Source organism: Phenylobacterium sp. (assembly GCF_030698145.1).
GTDB lineage: Bacteria > Pseudomonadota > Alphaproteobacteria > Caulobacterales > Caulobacteraceae > Phenylobacterium.
In genome coordinates, this window is the sequence record NZ_JAUYNW010000086.1 from 1 (window position 1) to 15,474 (window position 15,474).

The window sequence follows — 15,474 nt, forward strand, 5'->3', positions numbered from 1 at the left end:
AACCTCGACATGGCGGTGATCCGCGAGCACCTGGCCGCCAAGGGCCTGGGCCTGCACAACGACCTGCAGAACGAGCACTCCATCGTCGGCAACAACCCCTTCATCCTGATGTTCAAGGAGTTCGCCACCAACGCCCAGTACGACCGCGACGGCGCCAAGCTGCTGGCCGGCCAGATGCGCACGGGCTTCGGGCTCACCGAACCCAACCACGGCTCGGACGCCACCTTCATGGAGACCACCGCGGTTCCGCAGGAGAAGGACGGCAAGCCCGGTTGGCTGATCCAGGGCGAAAAGATGTGGACCACGGGGATGCACGTGGCGACCCACGTCATGGTCTTCGCGCGCACCAGCGGCGAGGACGGCGACGCCAAGGGGATCACCTGCTTCATCGTCCCCGCCGACACCCCCGGCGTGAAGGTCGAGGAGTATCTGTGGACCTTCAACATGCCCACGGACCACCCGCGGGTCAGCTTCACCAATGTCTGGATCCCCGAAGACAGCTATTGGGGCCAGATCGACCGGGGCCTGGGGCTGGGACAGAGCTTCGTGCATCAGAACCGCATCCGCCAGGCGGCGTCCTCGCTCGGCGCGGCGGTCTACTGCATCGAGGAGAGCGTGAAATACGCGCGCAACCGCAAGCCGTTCGGCAAGCCGCTGTCGGACAACCAGGGCATCCAGTTCCCGCTGGTGGAGCTGGCCACCCAGGCCGAGATGCTGCGCCTGCTGATCCGCAAGACCGCCTGGGACATGGACCGCATGGAGCACAAGGAGATCGAGCGGACGATCTCCGACAAGGTCTCCATGTGTAACTACTGGGCCAACCGCCTGGTCTGCGAGGCCGCCGACCGGGCCATGCAAGTGCACGGCGGCATCGGCTATTCGCGCCACAAGCCCTTCGAGCACATCTACCGCCACCACCGCCGCTACCGGATCACCGAGGGCTCGGAAGAGATCCAGATGCGCAAGGTCGCCGCCTTCCTGTTCGGCTATCTCGGGCCCAAGCGAGCGCAGTTCAAAGAGGCGGAGGCCGCGGGCGGCGAATATGTGCAACCTATCCCGGCGCGCCACTGACTGGGACGACGCTGTGAGGTCGACTATTTTCTCGGCCTGATGTCGGGTCGGGGCGTCCTCGTTCGTCGTTCCAGTGTAACCGGACCGGAGGACGCTTGATGACGATACCGACAGGCCACAGCCCCAGCCGGCGGCTGATGCTGGCCGCGGGCGCGTCGGCCGCCGCCGGGCTCGCCGCGAGCGACAGGGGATTTGCCATGGAAACCAAGACGAAGACCGGCGGATATGCCGAGGTCGACGGCCTCAGCGTCTATTATGAGCTGCACGGCGGCTCGCCGACCGGCGGCCAGACGCCGATGGTGCTGCTGCCCGGCGGGGTGATGGCGATCGACACGGCCTTCACCGCCGACATCATCCCGCGGTTCTCCAAGACCTGGCCGATCATCGCCATCGAGCCCCAGGGCCACGGGCACACGGGCGACCGCGAGGGCCCGTTCAAGCTCGAGCGGATGAGCGACGACGTGGCCGGCTTGCTCAACCATCTGGGCGTCAAGCAGGCCCACCTGTTCGGCCACAGCCTGGGCGGAATGATCGCGACGGGCGTAGCGATCCGCCATCCGGCCCTGGCGGCCAGCCTGACCACGGTGGGCGCCAGCTACAATCTCGACGGCATGCTGCCCGAACTGGCCAAGCTGCAGCGCGGCGAGATCAAGGAGCCCTCGGCGGAGCTAGCGCCGCTGCTGCCGACGGAGGCCGACTTCGCCGCCTGGCAAGCCAACTATAACAAGCACAATCCCAAGCCGGAGACCTTCTTCCCGGTGCTGGAGAAGCTGAACGCCATGCTGGCGTCGTGGGAGGGCTGGACCCCGTCGCAGCTCGGCTCCATTCGCGCCAAGACGCTGGTGGCCATCGGCGACAACGACTTCACCCGCATCGAGCACGCCGCGGAGATGAAACGGCTGATCCCCGGCGCCCAGCTCGCCGTCCTGCCGGGCACGACGCACATGGGCCTCATAGACCGCGGCGCCTGGCTCCAGCCGCTGATCGCGGCGCGGATCGCCGCGGCCTAGGCGGCGACGGCCGCGCCATAGAGGCGGTCGAACACCGGCGGCAGGCTGTCGGGCAGGCCCAGCAGGGGGCCGGACGACAGCAGCAGGACGGCTTCGTCGCCGCGCAGGTCCGACAGCGCCTCGATGACCGCCTGGGCGCTGGCGACGCCCTGCACCGGCACGCCGGCGGCGGCGGTGCGGGCGACGATCTCCTCGTGGGTGGACTGGTGGTGGCTGGCCGCGCCGTGGGTGGGCGGCGGGATCATCAGCACCCTGGCCGCGCCCTCGAACACCGTGTCGTACCAGGCGAGCGCGTCGCGGGAGCGCCAGGAGAAGGTGTGCGGCTCGAAGACCACGATCAGCGGGCGCTGCGGATAGTGCAGGATCATCGCCTCGATGGCCGAGCGGGCCTTTTCGTAGGACGAGCCAAAGCCCTCGATCACCGGGACCGAGGAGCTGGCGGTCAGGCGGTCCAGGCGGCGACGGATGCCGCCGAAGCTCTCCAGGGCGCGGGCGAGCTGGTCGGGGCTCACCAGGCCGCGCTCCAGCAGGTAAGCCGCCACGCCGACGATGTTCTCCACGTTGTGCGCGCCGAGCAGCTGGGTGCGCAGGGCGGTCTCGCGGCCGTCCGGCGCGACCAGGGTGAAGCTGGTGGTGTCGCCGAACGTCACGTCGCGGCTGAACCAGCCGTCGCAGGGGGCGGTGTCGTACCAGACCACGCGGGCCTTGGTGTGATGGGCCACGGCGCGGATCGCCGGATGATCCTGCAGCACCGCCAGGCCGCTGGCCGGCAGGCCCTGCAGCAGCTCGACGAACGGCGCCTCATAGTTGGCGAAGGTCGGGAAGACGTTGACGTGGTCGTGGATCAGCGAGGTCAGCAGCAGGTGGTCGGGGTGGTAGAGGGCGAACTTCGAGCGGCGATCGGTCGCCGAGACGATGTACTCGTCGCCCTCCAGCACCACCTGGCCCGCGCCCCAGTGGCCGGTTTCCGGCAATGAGGGCGAGATGGCGCCGACCATCCAGCCCGGATCGGTCCCGGCCTGGCGCAGGATATGGGCCATCAGCGCCGTGCAACTGGATTTGCCGAACGAGCCGGCCACCACCGTGACCTCGCGGCCCAGCGTCGCCTCCCCCAGCATCTCGGCGAAGGTGGTCACCCGCACGCCGCGGGCGCGGGCGGCGATGACCTCGGGATTGGCTTCCGCGCCCAGCTTGGCGCTGGTCCCCAGCACCAGGACGTCGAGACCCGCGGGCAGGTTGGCCGCGTCGAAGCGGCGGTGGAACGGGAAACCCAGGGCCTCCACATAGGTCGACATGGGCGGGAAGACGTCTTCGTCGGAGCCCGAGACCTCGTGGCCCGCGTCGCGCATCAACAGCGCCACGGCGCTCATCCCGGCCCCGGCTATTCCCGTGAAATGGATCCGCATTCCAAACTGCTCCCGGCGCACGGCCCGCCCCCGTACTGACTAGCGGAGGATGGCGGGCGGCCTCAAGGCTCGCCTGCCCGACGCGGCGTTTTGGATCAGGCCCCAGGGGGCCTTAATCCTTGCTTAACCATGTCGGCGGAACCTGACGTCGTCTTCTCCGGAAGACACCCCACCATCACCGACTTCGTAAAGCCCGGCCTCGGCCGGGCTCTTTTTTCGAGGCTGGCCCCTTTTTCTCAAGCAAGCTGGGCGGCAAGATATCCATGGCTTGCGCGCCCGCCCGACGCGACGTATATCGCCGCCTCCAATGTGATCCCCGATAGCTCAGCTGGTAGAGCAGTCGGCTGTTAACCGACTTGTCGCAGGTTCGAGTCCTGCTCGGGGAGCCATTTGGATCTTTTGAGGCGCGCAGGGCCGCCTCCTTCTCCCGAAACCGGCGCTAAAGCGGCTTCAACTCGCCCAGCATGGTCGGGATCAATTCGGCGACCGTCGGGTGGATATGCACCGCCCGCTGCAGCACCGAATAGGGCGCCTTGGCGTACATCAGGTCGAGCACGCCGTGGATCGCCTCGTCGCCCGAGGCGCCCAGGATCGAGGCGCCCAGGATCTCGCGGCTGTCGGCGTCGACCAGGATGCGCATGAAGCCCTGGGTCTCGCCGCGCTCCACGGCCCGTCCGACCCGGCTCATCGGCCGCGTGCCGACCAGGACCTTGCGTCCCGAGGCACGCGCCTCGGCTTCCGACATGCCCACCCGCCCGAGCGGCGGGTCGACATAGAGAGCGTAGGCGGAGATGCGGTCGCTGACCCGGCGCGGGTCGTCGTCCAGCAGGTTGGCCGCGACGATCTCGAAATCGTTGTAGGCCGTGTGGGTGAAGGCGCCCTTGCCGTTGCAGTCGCCCATGGCCCAGATGCCCTCCACATTGGTGCGGAGCTGGTCGTCGACCACGATATAGCCGCGTGGGTCCAGGGCGACCCCGGCCTTGCCCAGGCCCAGGTCGTCGGTGTTGGGCCGCCGACCTACGGCCAGCAGGGCATGGGAGCCCAGCACCTCGGGCGCGCCGTTCTCGCAGTCCACGCCCACGGCGATGTGGGGGCCGTGCTGGCGGAAGCTGATGCACTCGGCCTTCAGGCGGAAGGCGATCCCCTCGCCTTCCAGGATCTCGCGGATGGCCTCGGACACGTCCTCGTCCTCACGGCCGATCAGCCGCGGCCCCTTCTCGACCACCGTGACCTGGGCGCCGAAGCGGCGGTACATCTGGGCGAACTCGAGCCCGATATAGCTGCCGCCGACCACCACCAGGTGGCGCGGCAGGACGTCCAGGGCGAGAATCGAGGTGTTGGTGAGGTAGTCGACCTCGTTCACGCCGGGCATGTCGGGGACCAGTGCGCGGCCGCCCACATTGATGAAGATGCGTTCCGCCTCCAGCAGGTCCTCGCCCACCCGCACCGCGCGGGGCGATTCGAATCGAGCGTGACCTACGTAGACCGCGACGCCCTTGGTCCCCCTGAGCCACGACTCGACGCCGCTCCGGGCGTCGGTGACCACCATGTCCTGGCGGGCCTTCACCCGGGCCATGTCGACGCCGACCTCGCTGGAAATAGTGACGCCGTAGTCCGCGGCGCGGCGGGCCAGGTGGGCGGCGTAGGCGCTGGCCACCAGGGTCTTGGTGGGCATGCAGCCGGTGTTGACGCAGGTGCCGCCGAACAGCTTTCGCTCGACCAGGGCCACGCTCATCCCTGCCCCGGCCAGCCGCACGGCCAGGGACGGCCCGGCCTGGCCCGCGCCGATGACGATGGCGTCGAACCTCGCCATCAGCCGAGCGAGGTCACGATCAGATAGGCGCCGCCGACGGCCACGGCGTCCTCCAGCAGGGCGATGGGGAAGTCGCGCCCGCCGATGGCGGCGGTCAGGCGGCGGCGCGCCTCATAGCCCCCCAGCGTACCGATCACCGCGCCCGTGACGCCGGCGATCAGGCCGCCCACAAGCTGGCCCTGGCCGGCGCCGATGGCCGCGCCGGCCAGGGCGCCGGTCAGCAGCCGGGTCCCGAACTGCAAGGGAACCTTGCGGCTGGGGGTCTTGGGAAGCTGGTCGGCGACCAGTTCGACGACCGCCAGCGCCGTGAGAATCCAGGGGGCGTACTTGAAGCCCAGGAAGGCCAGGGGCGTGCCGTCCAGCGCCAGCCAGCCCAGGGCCGCGGCCCAGCTCACCGCGGCCGGCGCGGTCATGGCCCGCAGGCCGGCGATGACGCCGATCGACAGGGCGAGGACGTAGAACGTCATGGCGCGATCTCCCGGAAGGACGGCTCAGCTTCTCACCGGACGCCTGCGCGGCATAGGCGCAATTCGAAGGGTTATCGCGACGCGCCGCAACCCTGGCGGCGCGTCGATTTCGCCAGATCAGCACGGCGTGATGACGATGCCTGCCGAAACAAATTGCTTTTTGGGCCAGTAGATGGTCTACGACCGTATCGAATATCGTTTTGGTTCGGCCGCTATCCCCAGTTCGAGGTAACTCGAATATCCGGACCTGCCCTCGACCCTCTCCGAAATTGGATCCCTATGCCGCTCTTGGCGCGGGGAAATATATAAGACCCGGAAGGGGACTTCTCATGGCTACCGGTATTGTTAAGTGGTTCAACGGAACCAAGGGCTTCGGCTTCATCCAACCTGACGACGGCGGCGCCGACGTGTTCGTGCACATCTCGGCCGTTGAGCGCGCCGGCATGGGTTCGCTGAACGAAGGCCAACGCGTCTCGTTCGAACTCGAGCGCGATCAGCGCAGCGGCAAGATGTCGGCTGGTCAGCTGCAATCCGCCTAAGGCCTTAGCGGGCGCAAGCCCGCCTCTGCCAGACGGGCCGGCTCACGCCGGCCCGTTTTCATTTTTCGACGACCTCGCCGGCGTTCCGGCGGAGAGGAGGCCTCGTATGGCCAAGGAAGAGCTGATTGAATTTGACGGACTGATCGTCGAACTGCTGCCTGAGGGCCGGTTCCGCGTGAAGCTGGACAACGATCATGAGATTCTCGCCTACACGGCGGGCAAGATGAAGAAGAACCGCATCCGCTCGCTGGTCGGCGACCGCGTCATCGTCGAGATGACCCCCTACGACCTGACCCGCGGCCGCATCACCTATCGCCACAAGACCGACGGCCCCCGGGTCGGCGGCGGCGGCGCGCGGCCCACGTTCCGCAAGCGGTAGTGCGCTGAGCGAGATCCTCCCCCAGCGCGCAGCGCGGTTTGGGGGAGGTGGATCGTCGCCTCGTCGCGACGAGACGGAGGGGGTTGAAGCCCCCGAAAGCGAGTCAAAGTCCCCCTCAGTCAGCTTCGCTGACAGCTCCCCCAGAGGGGGAGCATCTAGGCGGAGTCAGATCGTGCGCGCCTAGCAGGCTGTTGAAAAAGTAAAATTGGACTCGCTTTGGTCGCTCATTGAGCTCCCTTCGATTCCTGTTCGTTCTGGGACGTTCCGTGAACTCCCGACTTTTTCAACAGCCTGCTAGTCCTTGGCGCGTTCCAGGTAGCTGTTGTCCTCGGTGAGGATCACCACCCGGGTGCCGACGGCGATATAGGGCGGCACGGTGGTCTTCACGCCGTTCGACAGCAGGGCCGGCTTGTAGGACGACGAGGCGGTCTGGCCCTTCACCGACGGCTCGGTCTCCACGATCTCCAGGGTCACCGTGCGCGGCAGGGTGATGGCGATCGGCACGTCGTTGTGCGTCGCGAGCTGGATGGTCATGCCCTCCTGCAGGAACGGTGCAGCGTCGCCGATCACGTCGGGGCTGGCGGTGAGCTGGTCGAAGTTTTCCGGGTTCATGAAATGGAAGCCGTCGCCGTCCTGGTACAGGAAGGTGTGGTTGCGGTCGTCCACGAAGGCCTTCTCGACCTGCTCGGTGGTGCGGTAGCGTTCCGAGACCTTCACACCGTCGGAGATGCGCCGCATGTTGAGCTGGGTCACCGGCGTGCCCTTGCCGGGATGGATGTTCTCGGCGTTCAGGACCACATACAGCTTGCCGTCGATGTCGACGACGGCGCCTTTGCGCAGGGAGCTGGCGATTACCTTCAAGTCGGTCTTCCTCGGGTTCGCGGCGGATTCGTCGGCCGCGTCGATGATGCTTTGCCCGCCCCTATAGCGAACCTTGCCAGGATCGCCATAGCTCTCCCGCTTCGCGCGGGGCCTGCGACACCGTAAACAGCAGCATGCCGAGCCTCCTCCCCTCGCCCTGGTGGCGCGCCGACAACCACCTTGACCGCCGGCCGTTCCTGATCGCGCGCAACGCCATCAAGCGCGCGCTGCGCGCCTGGTTCGACGACGCGGGCTTCACCGAGGTGGAGACCGCGGCCCTCCAGGTATCGCCAGGCAACGAGGCCCACCTGCACGCCTTCGCCACCGAGGCGGTCACCACCGACGGCGCCCGCTCGCCGCTCTACCTGCACACCTCGCCGGAGTTCGCGGCCAAGAAACTGCTGGCGGCCGGAGAGACCCGGATCTTCGATTTCGCCCGGGTCTGGCGCAACCGCGAGCGCGGGCCGCTGCACCATCCCGAGTTCACGATGCTGGAGTGGTACCGGGCGGGCGAGACCTATGAGGCCCTGATGGCCGACAGCGCCGCCCTGATGGCCCTGGCCGCCGAGACGGTGGGAACCAAGGCCCTGACCTGGCGCGGCAAGACCGCAGACCCGTTCGCCGAGCCCGAGCGCGTGACCCTGGCGCAGGCCTTCGAGCGCTTCGCCGGCGTCGACCTGCTGGCCACCGTCGCGGCCGACGGGTCCAGCGACCGCGACGCCTTGGCGCAGGCCGCCATCGCGGCCGGCATACGCGTGGCGCCCGACGACACCTGGACCGACGTGTTCAGCCGGGTGCTGGTCGAGAAGATCGAGCCGAATCTCGGCCTGGGCCGCGCGACGATCCTCTGCGAGTACCCGATCTGCGAGGCGGCCCTGGCGCGGCCCAAGGCCGCCGATCCACGGGTGGCCGAGCGCTTCGAGCTCTATGCCTGCGGGGTGGAGCTGGCCAACGCCTTCGGCGAGCTCACCGATCCGGCCGAGCAGCGGCGTCGGTTCGAGATCGAAATGGACGAGAAGGCTCGGGTCCACGGAGAGCGCTATCCCCTCGACGAGGATTTCCTGGCGGCGTTGGCGCACATGCCCGACGCCTGCGGGATCGCGCTGGGCTTCGAGCGGCTGGTGATGCTGGCGACCGGCGCCAGCCGTATCGAGCAGGTGCTGTGGACACCGGTGGCGGCGACCGACTGATTGCTCGGCGCCGCCCCTTGGGCCATATGGCGCCATGACCTTCCAGACCACCCTGCGCAGCGCCCGCGCCCTGGCCGAGGCCCGACTGATCCCGGCCGACCAGCTGGCTGACCTGGAGCGCGTGGCCGCGCAGTACGCCGTGGCCGTCACCCCGGCCATGGCCGAGCTGGTGGAGGCCGCCGGTGATCCGATCGCGCGCCAGTTCCTGCCCGACCAGCGCGAACTCGACCTCCACCCCGACGAGAACGCCGATCCCACCGGCGACGAGGTCCGCAGCCCGATCGAGGGGATCGTCCACCGCTACCCCGACCGCGTGCTGCTGAAAGTGACCCACACCTGCGCGGTCTATTGCCGGTTCTGCTTCCGCCGCGAGATGGTCGGGCCCCAGGGCCTGGGCGCGCTGACGCCGGCCGAGTTGGACGCCGCGATCGCCTATATCGCCGCGCGTCCGGAAATCTGGGAGGTGATCGTCACCGGCGGCGATCCCCTGGTGCTCTCGCCGCGGCGCCTGGCCGACCTGATGGACCGGCTGGACGGCGTCGATCACGTAAAGGTGGTGCGCTTCCACACGCGAGTTCCCGTCGTACAACCCGAGGCGATCACCGACGAGCTGGTCGCGGCGCTGCAGCGGCCCGGCAAGGCGGTCTATGTGGCGATCCACGCCAACCATCCGCGCGAGCTGACGAAGGCCGCGCGGGCCGCCTGCGCCCGGTTCGTGGACGCGGGCGTGCCGCTGGTCAGCCAGAGCGTCCTGCTGAAGGGCGTCAACGACGATCCCGCGACCCTGGGCGCCCTGATGCGCGCCTTCGTCGAGACGCGGATCAAGCCCTATTACCTGCACCAGGGCGACCTGGCGCCGGGCACCAGCCACCTGCGGACCACGATCGACGAGGGCCAGGCCCTGATGAGGGCCTTGCGCGGCGACTATTCGGGGCTCTGCCAGCCGACCTATGTGCTCGACATCCCCGGCGGCCACGGCAAGGCGCCGGTGGGACCGAGCTATCTGAGCGCCGACGGCGCCCGGGTGACCGACCCGAACGGGACGCAGCACGCCTACCCGCCCCGCGACGCCCCGAACCTCGCCACGAGATCATAGGCCTCGCCGGGGAAGAGCTGGCGCACCTGGGTGACGTGGACGGCGCCGCGCCAGGTGCGGCGGTCCACGGCCAGGCAGGCCGTGCCGCGGGGAATCTCCAGCAGTTTCGCGCTCGCCGCGTCGGCGTTCAGCGCGCTGATCCGGTGCTCGGCCTCGGTCCAGGGCACGTGCTCCAGCAGCCAGGCGCCCGGCGGGTCCTGCGCGAAGTCGACCTCGGCGGCCTGGGGCGCCACGGCCAGGCTGATCAGGCGGTCCTCGATGGCCAGGGGCCGGCCCGCGGCCAGGTGCAGGCCCCTCAACTCCAACAAGGCGCCTCCGCCGGCGAGTTCGGTCTCCGCCGGGCCCTTGGCCGCCCTGCGACGAACCGAGATCAACCGGAACGCATAGGGCTGGCCGCGCCGAGTCACCTCGGAGCGCAGGTCGGGGATGTCGAGCACCGCCGAATGCACTTTCGGCCGAGCCACGAAGGTCCCCGCTCGGCGGCGGCGCTCGACCAGGCCGTCCTGCGCCAGGGCCGAGAGGGCCTTGTTCACCGTCATCCGGGCGCAGCCGTAGGTCGCCATCAGCTCATGCTCGAAGGGCACGCGATGGCCCGGCGGCCAGGCGCCGGAGAGGATCTGGTCCTCGATCTCAGTGCGGATGCGCTGGTGCAGCGTCGCGCTCATGCCAGCACGCCCGCCATGGCCTTGCGGTAGCGCGCGCCGACGGCGTCACGGGCGTGGTGGCGTCCGCCGCTCACCCGCTTGACGCCGGCCCGCCAGACCCCGTCGACCACCCCCTGGCGTCCGGCGAACACCCAGCTATCGACCAGGGCGTCGCCCTGGCGGCCGACCAGGACCGGATGGGCGGGATCGAAGCTCACGATGTCGGCGGGCTCGCCGACCGCCAATCGGGGCGCGCCCACGCCCAGCGCCTGGGCCCCGCCGGCCAGGGCCGCACGGTAGAGGGCCGCGCCGGTCGAGTCGCCGGGCTCGGCGGCCATGACGTTGCGGTTCCGCCGCGCCAGGCGTTGGCCGTATTCCAGGGTCCGCAGCTCCTCGGCCGCGTCGATCAGGACATTGGAGTCCGAGCCGATCCCGAACCGACCGTCCTGCTGGCGGAACTCCGGCGCCAGGAACAGGCCGTCGCCCAGATTGGCCTCGGTGATCGGGCAGAGTCCCACCACCGCCTGGGACCGGGCCATGTCGGCGATCTCCTCCAGCATGACATGGGTCGCGTGGACCAGGCACCAGCGCGCGTCGACCGGGGCGTGGGACATCAGCCATTCCACCGGACGCTGGCCGGACCAGGCCAGGCAGTCCTGGACCTCCTGGGTCTGCTCGGCGATGTGGATGTGGATCGGCCTGTCGCCCCCCAGCGACACCAGGGCCGTCAGTTCCTCCGGCGTCACGGCGCGCAGGCTGTGCGGGGCCAGCCCCACAACCGCACCCGTCAGGCCTGCGAGAGCCTTGCGGCTGGCCTCCAGCAGACGGGCGAACCCGTCGACGTCATGGATGAAGCGCGCCTGGGCCGCCGTGGGCGCAGCGCCGCCGAAGCCCGAATGGGCGTAGAACACCGGCAGCAGGGTCAGGCCGATGCCGCTCTCGTCGGCCGCCGCGGCGATCCGGGCCGCCATCTCTGCGGGATCGGCGAAGGCCCCGCCTCCGCGGTCGTGATGGAGGTAGTGGAACTCGCCCACCCGCGTGAAACCGGCTTCCAGCATCTCGACATAGGCCTGGGCGGCGATGGCCTCGACCTCCTCGGGCCCGAGGCGTTGCAGGAATCGGTACATGACCTCGCGCCAGGTCCAGAAGCTGTCGCCGGCGGGGCCGCGCACCTCGGCCAGCCCCGCCATGCCGCGCTGGAAAGCATGGCTGTGCAGGTTGGGCAGGCCAGGCAGCGCCGGACCGTTGGCCGGCTCGTGGGCGGAGCGCCCCGTCCCGGTCTCGACGCCGGCGATCTGGCCGCCCCTCAGCGTCAGCCGGACGTCCCGCGCCCAACCGTTTTCCAGGAGGGCGCTCTCGAACCATAGGGTCGTCGTCGGATCGGTCACTGGACAAGCCTCCCGTCTCGGACATATGTCTATACATATTCGACGACCGAGGGAAGGAGGCGGCCATGCGCTGCGACAGGGTCTGGGCCCGGGCCCGCCTCGCCACGCTCGCCTCCGGGCGGCCGGGGCTAGGTGAGGTGGAGGATGGATGCATCGCCGCGCTCGACGGCCGCATCGTCTATGCCGGTCCGGCCTTCGAGGCGCCGGTCTTCGAGGCCGCCGAGGTCATCGACTGCGAGGGCCGCTGGATCACGCCCGGCCTGATCGACCCCCACACCCACCTGGTGTTCGGCGGCGATCGCGCCCACGAGTTCGAGCTTCGGCTGGCCGGCGCCTCCTATGAGGAGATCGCCCGGGCGGGCGGCGGCATCGTCTCGACCATGGCCGCCACGCGGGCGGCCAGCGAGGACGCGCTGGTCGAAACCGCCCTGTCCCGCCTGGACGCCCTGATCGCCGAGGGCGCCACCACGGTGGAGGTCAAGTCCGGCTACGGCCTGTCGCTGGAGCACGAGCTGAAGTCGCTGCGGGCCGCCCGCGCCCTGGCCCGCCGACGGCCGGTGACGATCAGGACCACCTTCCTGGGCGCCCACACCCTGCCCCCCGAATTCGCCGGCGACGCGGACGGCTATATCGCCCTGGTCTGCCGCGAGATGATCCCGTCGCTCGCCGCCGAGGGCCTGGCAGACGCTGTGGACGCCTTCTGCGAAGGCATCGGCTTCACCCCCGCCCAGACCCGTCGCGTGTTCGAGACGGCCAAGGCGCATGACCTGCCCGTGAAGCTGCACGCCGAGCAGCTCTCCAACCTGCATGGCGCGGCGCTGGCGGCCGAGTTCGGGGCGCTGTCGGCCGATCATCTTGAGCACCTGGATGAGGCCGGAATCGCGGCCATGGCCAGGGCCGGCGTCGTCGCCACCCTGTTGCCCGGCGCCTACTACTTCGTCCGCGAAACCAAGCTGCCGCCGATCGAGGCCCTGCGCGCCGCCGGCGTGCCGATCGCCCTGGCCACCGACTGCAATCCAGGCACCTCGCCGCTGACTTCTCTGCTGCTCACCATGAACATGGGCGCGACCCTGTTCCGGCTGACCGTCGAGGAATGCCTGGCCGGCGTCACGCGCGAGGCGGCCCGGGCGCTGGGCCTGCTGGCCGAGACCGGGACCCTGGAGCCCGGCAAGCGCTGCGACCTCGCCATCTGGGACATCGAGCGCCCGGCCGAACTCGTCTATCGCATGGGGTTCAACCCGCTCCATGCCCGCGTCTGGAGTGGACTATGAACGACGTCGTCATGCGGCCCGGCGCGGTGAGCCTCGCGGAATGGCGGGCCATCTACGGCGGCGCGCGCGCCACCCTCGACCCGGCCTCCGCCCCCTTGATCGCCGCCAGCGCGGCGGCCGTAGAGCGCATCCTGGCCCGGGGCGAGCCGGTCTACGGCATCAATACCGGCTTCGGGAAACTGGCCAGCGTCCGCATCGAGGCAGGCGACCTAGAGACCCTGCAGCGCAATATCGTGCTGTCGCACGCCGCGGGCGTTGGCGAGCCGTCGCCGGTTCCGGTGATCCGGCTGATGCTGGCGCTCAAGCTGGCGAGCCTGGCCCAGGGCGCTTCCGGCGTAAAACCAGCTACGATCGCGCTGCTGGAGGCCATGCTGGCCAAGGGCCTGACCCCGGTGATCCCGGCGCAGGGTTCGGTGGGCGCTTCGGGCGACCTGGCCCCGCTCGCCCACATGGCCGCCACCATGATCGGGGTCGGCGAGATCTTCGTCGGCGAGGCCCGCCTGCCCGCCGCCGCCGCCCTGGCCCAGGCCGGCCTCGCGCCCCTGACCCTGGGTCCCAAGGAAGGCTTGGCCCTGCTGAACGGCACCCAATTCTCGAACGCCAATGCGCTGGCGGCCCTGTTCGAGACCGAGCGGCTGTTCCAGACCGCGCTGGTGACCGGCGCCCTCTCCACCGAGGCCGCCAAGGGCTCGGACACCCCGTTTGATCCTCGCATCCACGCCCTGCGCCGCCACGCGGGCCAGATCGAGACCGCCGACGCCCTGCGCGCCCTGATGGCCGGCTCGGCGATCCGCGCCTCGCACCTGCAAGGCGATGAGCGGGTGCAGGACCCGTACTGCCTGCGCTGCCAGCCCCAGGTGATGGGCGCGGCCCTCGACGTCCTTCGCCAGGCGGCGATGACCCTGGGAACCGAGGCCAATGGGGTCACCGACAATCCGCTGATCTTCCCCGACACCGACGAGGCGCTGTCCGGCGGCAACTTCCACGCCGAGCCGGTGGCTTTCGCGGCCGACATGATCGCGCTGGCCGTGTGCGAGATCGGTTCGCTGGCCGAGCGCCGGGTCGCCATGCTGGTCGACCCGGCGCTCTCGGGTCTCCCTGCCTTCCTAACCCCCAAGCCGGGGCTCAATTCCGGCTTCATGATCCCGCAGGTGACCGCCGCGGCCCTGGTTTCGGAGAACAAGCAGAAGGCCTTTCCGGCCAGCGTCGACTCCATCCCGACCTCGGCCAACCAGGAGGACCACGTCTCCATGGCCGCCCACGGCGCGCGCCGGCTGCTGGGCATGGTGGACAACGCCACCGCGGTGATCGGGATCGAGCTGCTGGCCGCCGTCCAGGGCTGCGACTTCCACGCGCCCTTGACCTCCAGCGCGGTTCTGGAGGCGGCCCGCGCCCTGCTGCGCGGCCAGGTCCCGCACCTCACCGACGATCGCCACTTCCACCCCGACATGGTCGCCGCCATCGCCCTGGTGCGCTCCGGCGCGGTGATCGCCGCGGCCGGCGCCGTCCCCCTGCCGGGCGTCTCGTGATGGAGTGGCTGGAGGTCCATCGCGGCGACGCGCCCCTGGTGGTCAGCTTCCCGCACACCGGGACCCTGATCCCGCTGGAGATCGAGAAGCGCATGGTCTCGCCCTGGCTGGCGCGCAAGGACGCCGACTGGTGGATTGACCGGCTCTACGGCTTCGCCCACGACCTGGGCGCCACCACGGTGCGTACCGCCATCAGCCGCACGGTGATCGACGTGAACCGCGACCCGTCCGGCGCCTCGCTCTATCCGGGCCAGGCGACCACCGAGCTCTGCCCGACCACCACCTTCGACGGCGAGCCGATCTATGACGGGGCCGGCCCCGACGAGGCGGAGGTCGCACGGCGTCGGACGACCTATTTCGAGCCCTATCACGCGGCCTTGGACGCCGAGCTGGCGCGGCTGCGCTCGGTCCACGGCAAGGTGGTGCTCTATGAGGCCCACTCGATCCGCTCAGTGATCCCGCGGCTGTTCGAGGGCGAGCTGCCGAATTTCAACCTGGGCACCAATTCCGGGGCGAGCTGCGCTCAAGCCCTGACCGCGGCGGTCGAGGCGGCCTGCGACGCCAGCGGCTATTCCCGCGTCACCAACGGCCGCTTCAAGGGCGGCTGGACCACGCGCCGCTACGGCCAGCCGCAGGCCGGCGTCCACGCGATCCAGATGGAGCTCGCCTGCCGCGGCTACATGGACGATCCGTCCGAGGCGCCGACCCCGGCCACCTGGCCCGCCCCCTATTCCGACGCCCAGGCCGCGCCCATGCGCGCGGCCCTCACCGATGTCCTGAAGGCCTGCCTCGCCTTCGCCAAAGCCTGAG

General features: G+C 69.7%; 14 protein-coding genes, 1 tRNA gene and 1 pseudogene. 10 read left to right on the forward strand and 6 right to left on the reverse strand.

The window, feature by feature from the left end; genetic code table 11:
- Both Q8Q77_RS12850 and Q8Q77_RS12855 read left to right on the forward strand, forming a co-directional pair.
- The coding region (locus Q8Q77_RS12850; protein ID WP_305583979.1) for an acyl-CoA dehydrogenase at positions 1-1,071 on the forward strand (1,071 nt) is incomplete at its 5' end.
- A 98-nt stretch (positions 1,072-1,169) separates the two neighbouring features.
- A complete protein-coding gene (locus tag Q8Q77_RS12855) occupies positions 1,170-2,081 on the forward strand; it encodes an alpha/beta fold hydrolase (protein WP_305583980.1) in 912 nt (303 codons plus the stop codon).
- On the opposite strand, the gene Q8Q77_RS12860 is transcribed toward Q8Q77_RS12855, so the two are convergent.
- On the reverse strand, positions 2,078-3,487 hold the full coding sequence (locus Q8Q77_RS12860; RefSeq protein WP_305583981.1) for a Mur ligase family protein: 1,410 nt from the start codon (positions 3,485-3,487) through the stop codon (positions 2,078-2,080). The two genes, Q8Q77_RS12855 and Q8Q77_RS12860, sit on opposite strands and share 4 nt — an antisense overlap.
- A 313-nt stretch (positions 3,488-3,800) precedes the next feature.
- Here Q8Q77_RS12860 and Q8Q77_RS12865 point away from each other — a divergent pair.
- Positions 3,801-3,876 (forward strand) — tRNA-Asn (locus tag Q8Q77_RS12865).
- A 50-nt stretch (positions 3,877-3,926) separates the two neighbouring features.
- Here the strand turns inward: Q8Q77_RS12865 and Q8Q77_RS12870 are convergent.
- Entirely contained in the window at positions 3,927-5,300 is a 1,374-nt protein-coding gene (locus tag Q8Q77_RS12870; protein WP_305583982.1) for an FAD-containing oxidoreductase, read from the reverse strand.
- Positions 5,300-5,767: a DUF4126 family protein gene (locus Q8Q77_RS12875; RefSeq protein ID WP_305583983.1), complete on the reverse strand. Its 468-nt coding sequence runs from the start codon at positions 5,765-5,767 to the stop codon at positions 5,300-5,302. Before Q8Q77_RS12875 ends, Q8Q77_RS12870 begins: the two co-directional genes overlap by 1 nt.
- A gap of 329 nt (positions 5,768-6,096) precedes the next feature.
- Between Q8Q77_RS12875 and Q8Q77_RS12880 the strand changes: the two genes are divergently transcribed.
- Entirely contained in the window at positions 6,097-6,306 is a 210-nt protein-coding gene (locus Q8Q77_RS12880; protein ID WP_305583984.1) for a cold-shock protein, read from the forward strand.
- 106 nt (positions 6,307-6,412) lie between these two features.
- Positions 6,413-6,628: pseudogene (gene infA / locus Q8Q77_RS12885) on the forward strand (translation initiation factor IF-1); the annotation flags it as partial.
- 351 nt (positions 6,629-6,979) lie between these two features.
- On the opposite strand, the gene efp reads toward infA, so the two are convergent.
- Entirely contained in the window at positions 6,980-7,546 is a 567-nt protein-coding gene (gene efp, locus Q8Q77_RS12890) for an elongation factor P (protein ID WP_305583985.1), read from the reverse strand.
- Positions 7,547-7,680: 134 nt separating this feature from the next.
- On the opposite strand from efp, the gene epmA reads away from it, so the two are divergent.
- The gene (gene epmA / locus Q8Q77_RS12895) at positions 7,681-8,736 is read left to right on the forward strand and encodes an EF-P lysine aminoacylase EpmA (protein ID WP_305583986.1); all 1,056 of its coding nucleotides are present in this window, start codon (positions 7,681-7,683) and stop codon (positions 8,734-8,736) included.
- A gap of 34 nt (positions 8,737-8,770) precedes the next feature.
- Positions 8,771-9,832 carry a lysine-2,3-aminomutase-like protein gene (locus tag Q8Q77_RS12900; protein ID WP_305583987.1) on the forward strand — a complete coding sequence of 354 codons (1,062 nt, stop codon included), beginning with the start codon at positions 8,771-8,773 and terminating at the stop codon, positions 9,830-9,832.
- On the opposite strand, the gene hutC is transcribed toward Q8Q77_RS12900, so the two are convergent.
- Both hutC and Q8Q77_RS12910 read right to left on the reverse strand, forming a co-directional pair.
- A complete protein-coding gene (gene hutC, locus Q8Q77_RS12905; protein ID WP_305583988.1) occupies positions 9,790-10,497 on the reverse strand; it encodes a histidine utilization repressor in 708 nt (235 codons plus the stop codon). The two genes, Q8Q77_RS12900 and hutC, sit on opposite strands and share 43 nt — an antisense overlap.
- Entirely contained in the window at positions 10,494-11,864 is a 1,371-nt protein-coding gene (locus Q8Q77_RS12910; protein WP_305583989.1) for a formimidoylglutamate deiminase, read from the reverse strand. The genes hutC and Q8Q77_RS12910 overlap by 4 nt, the downstream gene beginning before the upstream one ends.
- A 65-nt stretch (positions 11,865-11,929) precedes the next feature.
- On the opposite strand from Q8Q77_RS12910, the gene hutI reads away from it, so the two are divergent.
- From hutI to hutG, 3 genes are read left to right on the forward strand one after another with little or no spacing between them, the layout of a single operon-like run.
- Positions 11,930-13,135, forward strand: a complete 1,206-nt coding sequence (gene hutI / locus Q8Q77_RS12915; protein ID WP_305583990.1) for an imidazolonepropionase — start codon at positions 11,930-11,932, stop codon at positions 13,133-13,135.
- The gene (gene hutH, locus Q8Q77_RS12920; protein WP_371130452.1) at positions 13,132-14,664 is read left to right on the forward strand and encodes a histidine ammonia-lyase; all 1,533 of its coding nucleotides are present in this window, start codon (positions 13,132-13,134) and stop codon (positions 14,662-14,664) included. The genes hutI and hutH overlap by 4 nt, the downstream gene beginning before the upstream one ends.
- Positions 14,661-15,473 (forward strand): N-formylglutamate deformylase, encoded by an 813-nt coding sequence (hutG, locus tag Q8Q77_RS12925; protein WP_305583991.1) that lies wholly within the window; start codon positions 14,661-14,663, stop codon positions 15,471-15,473. The genes hutH and hutG overlap by 4 nt, the downstream gene beginning before the upstream one ends.
- The last annotated feature ends 1 nt before the right edge of the window (position 15,474 follow it).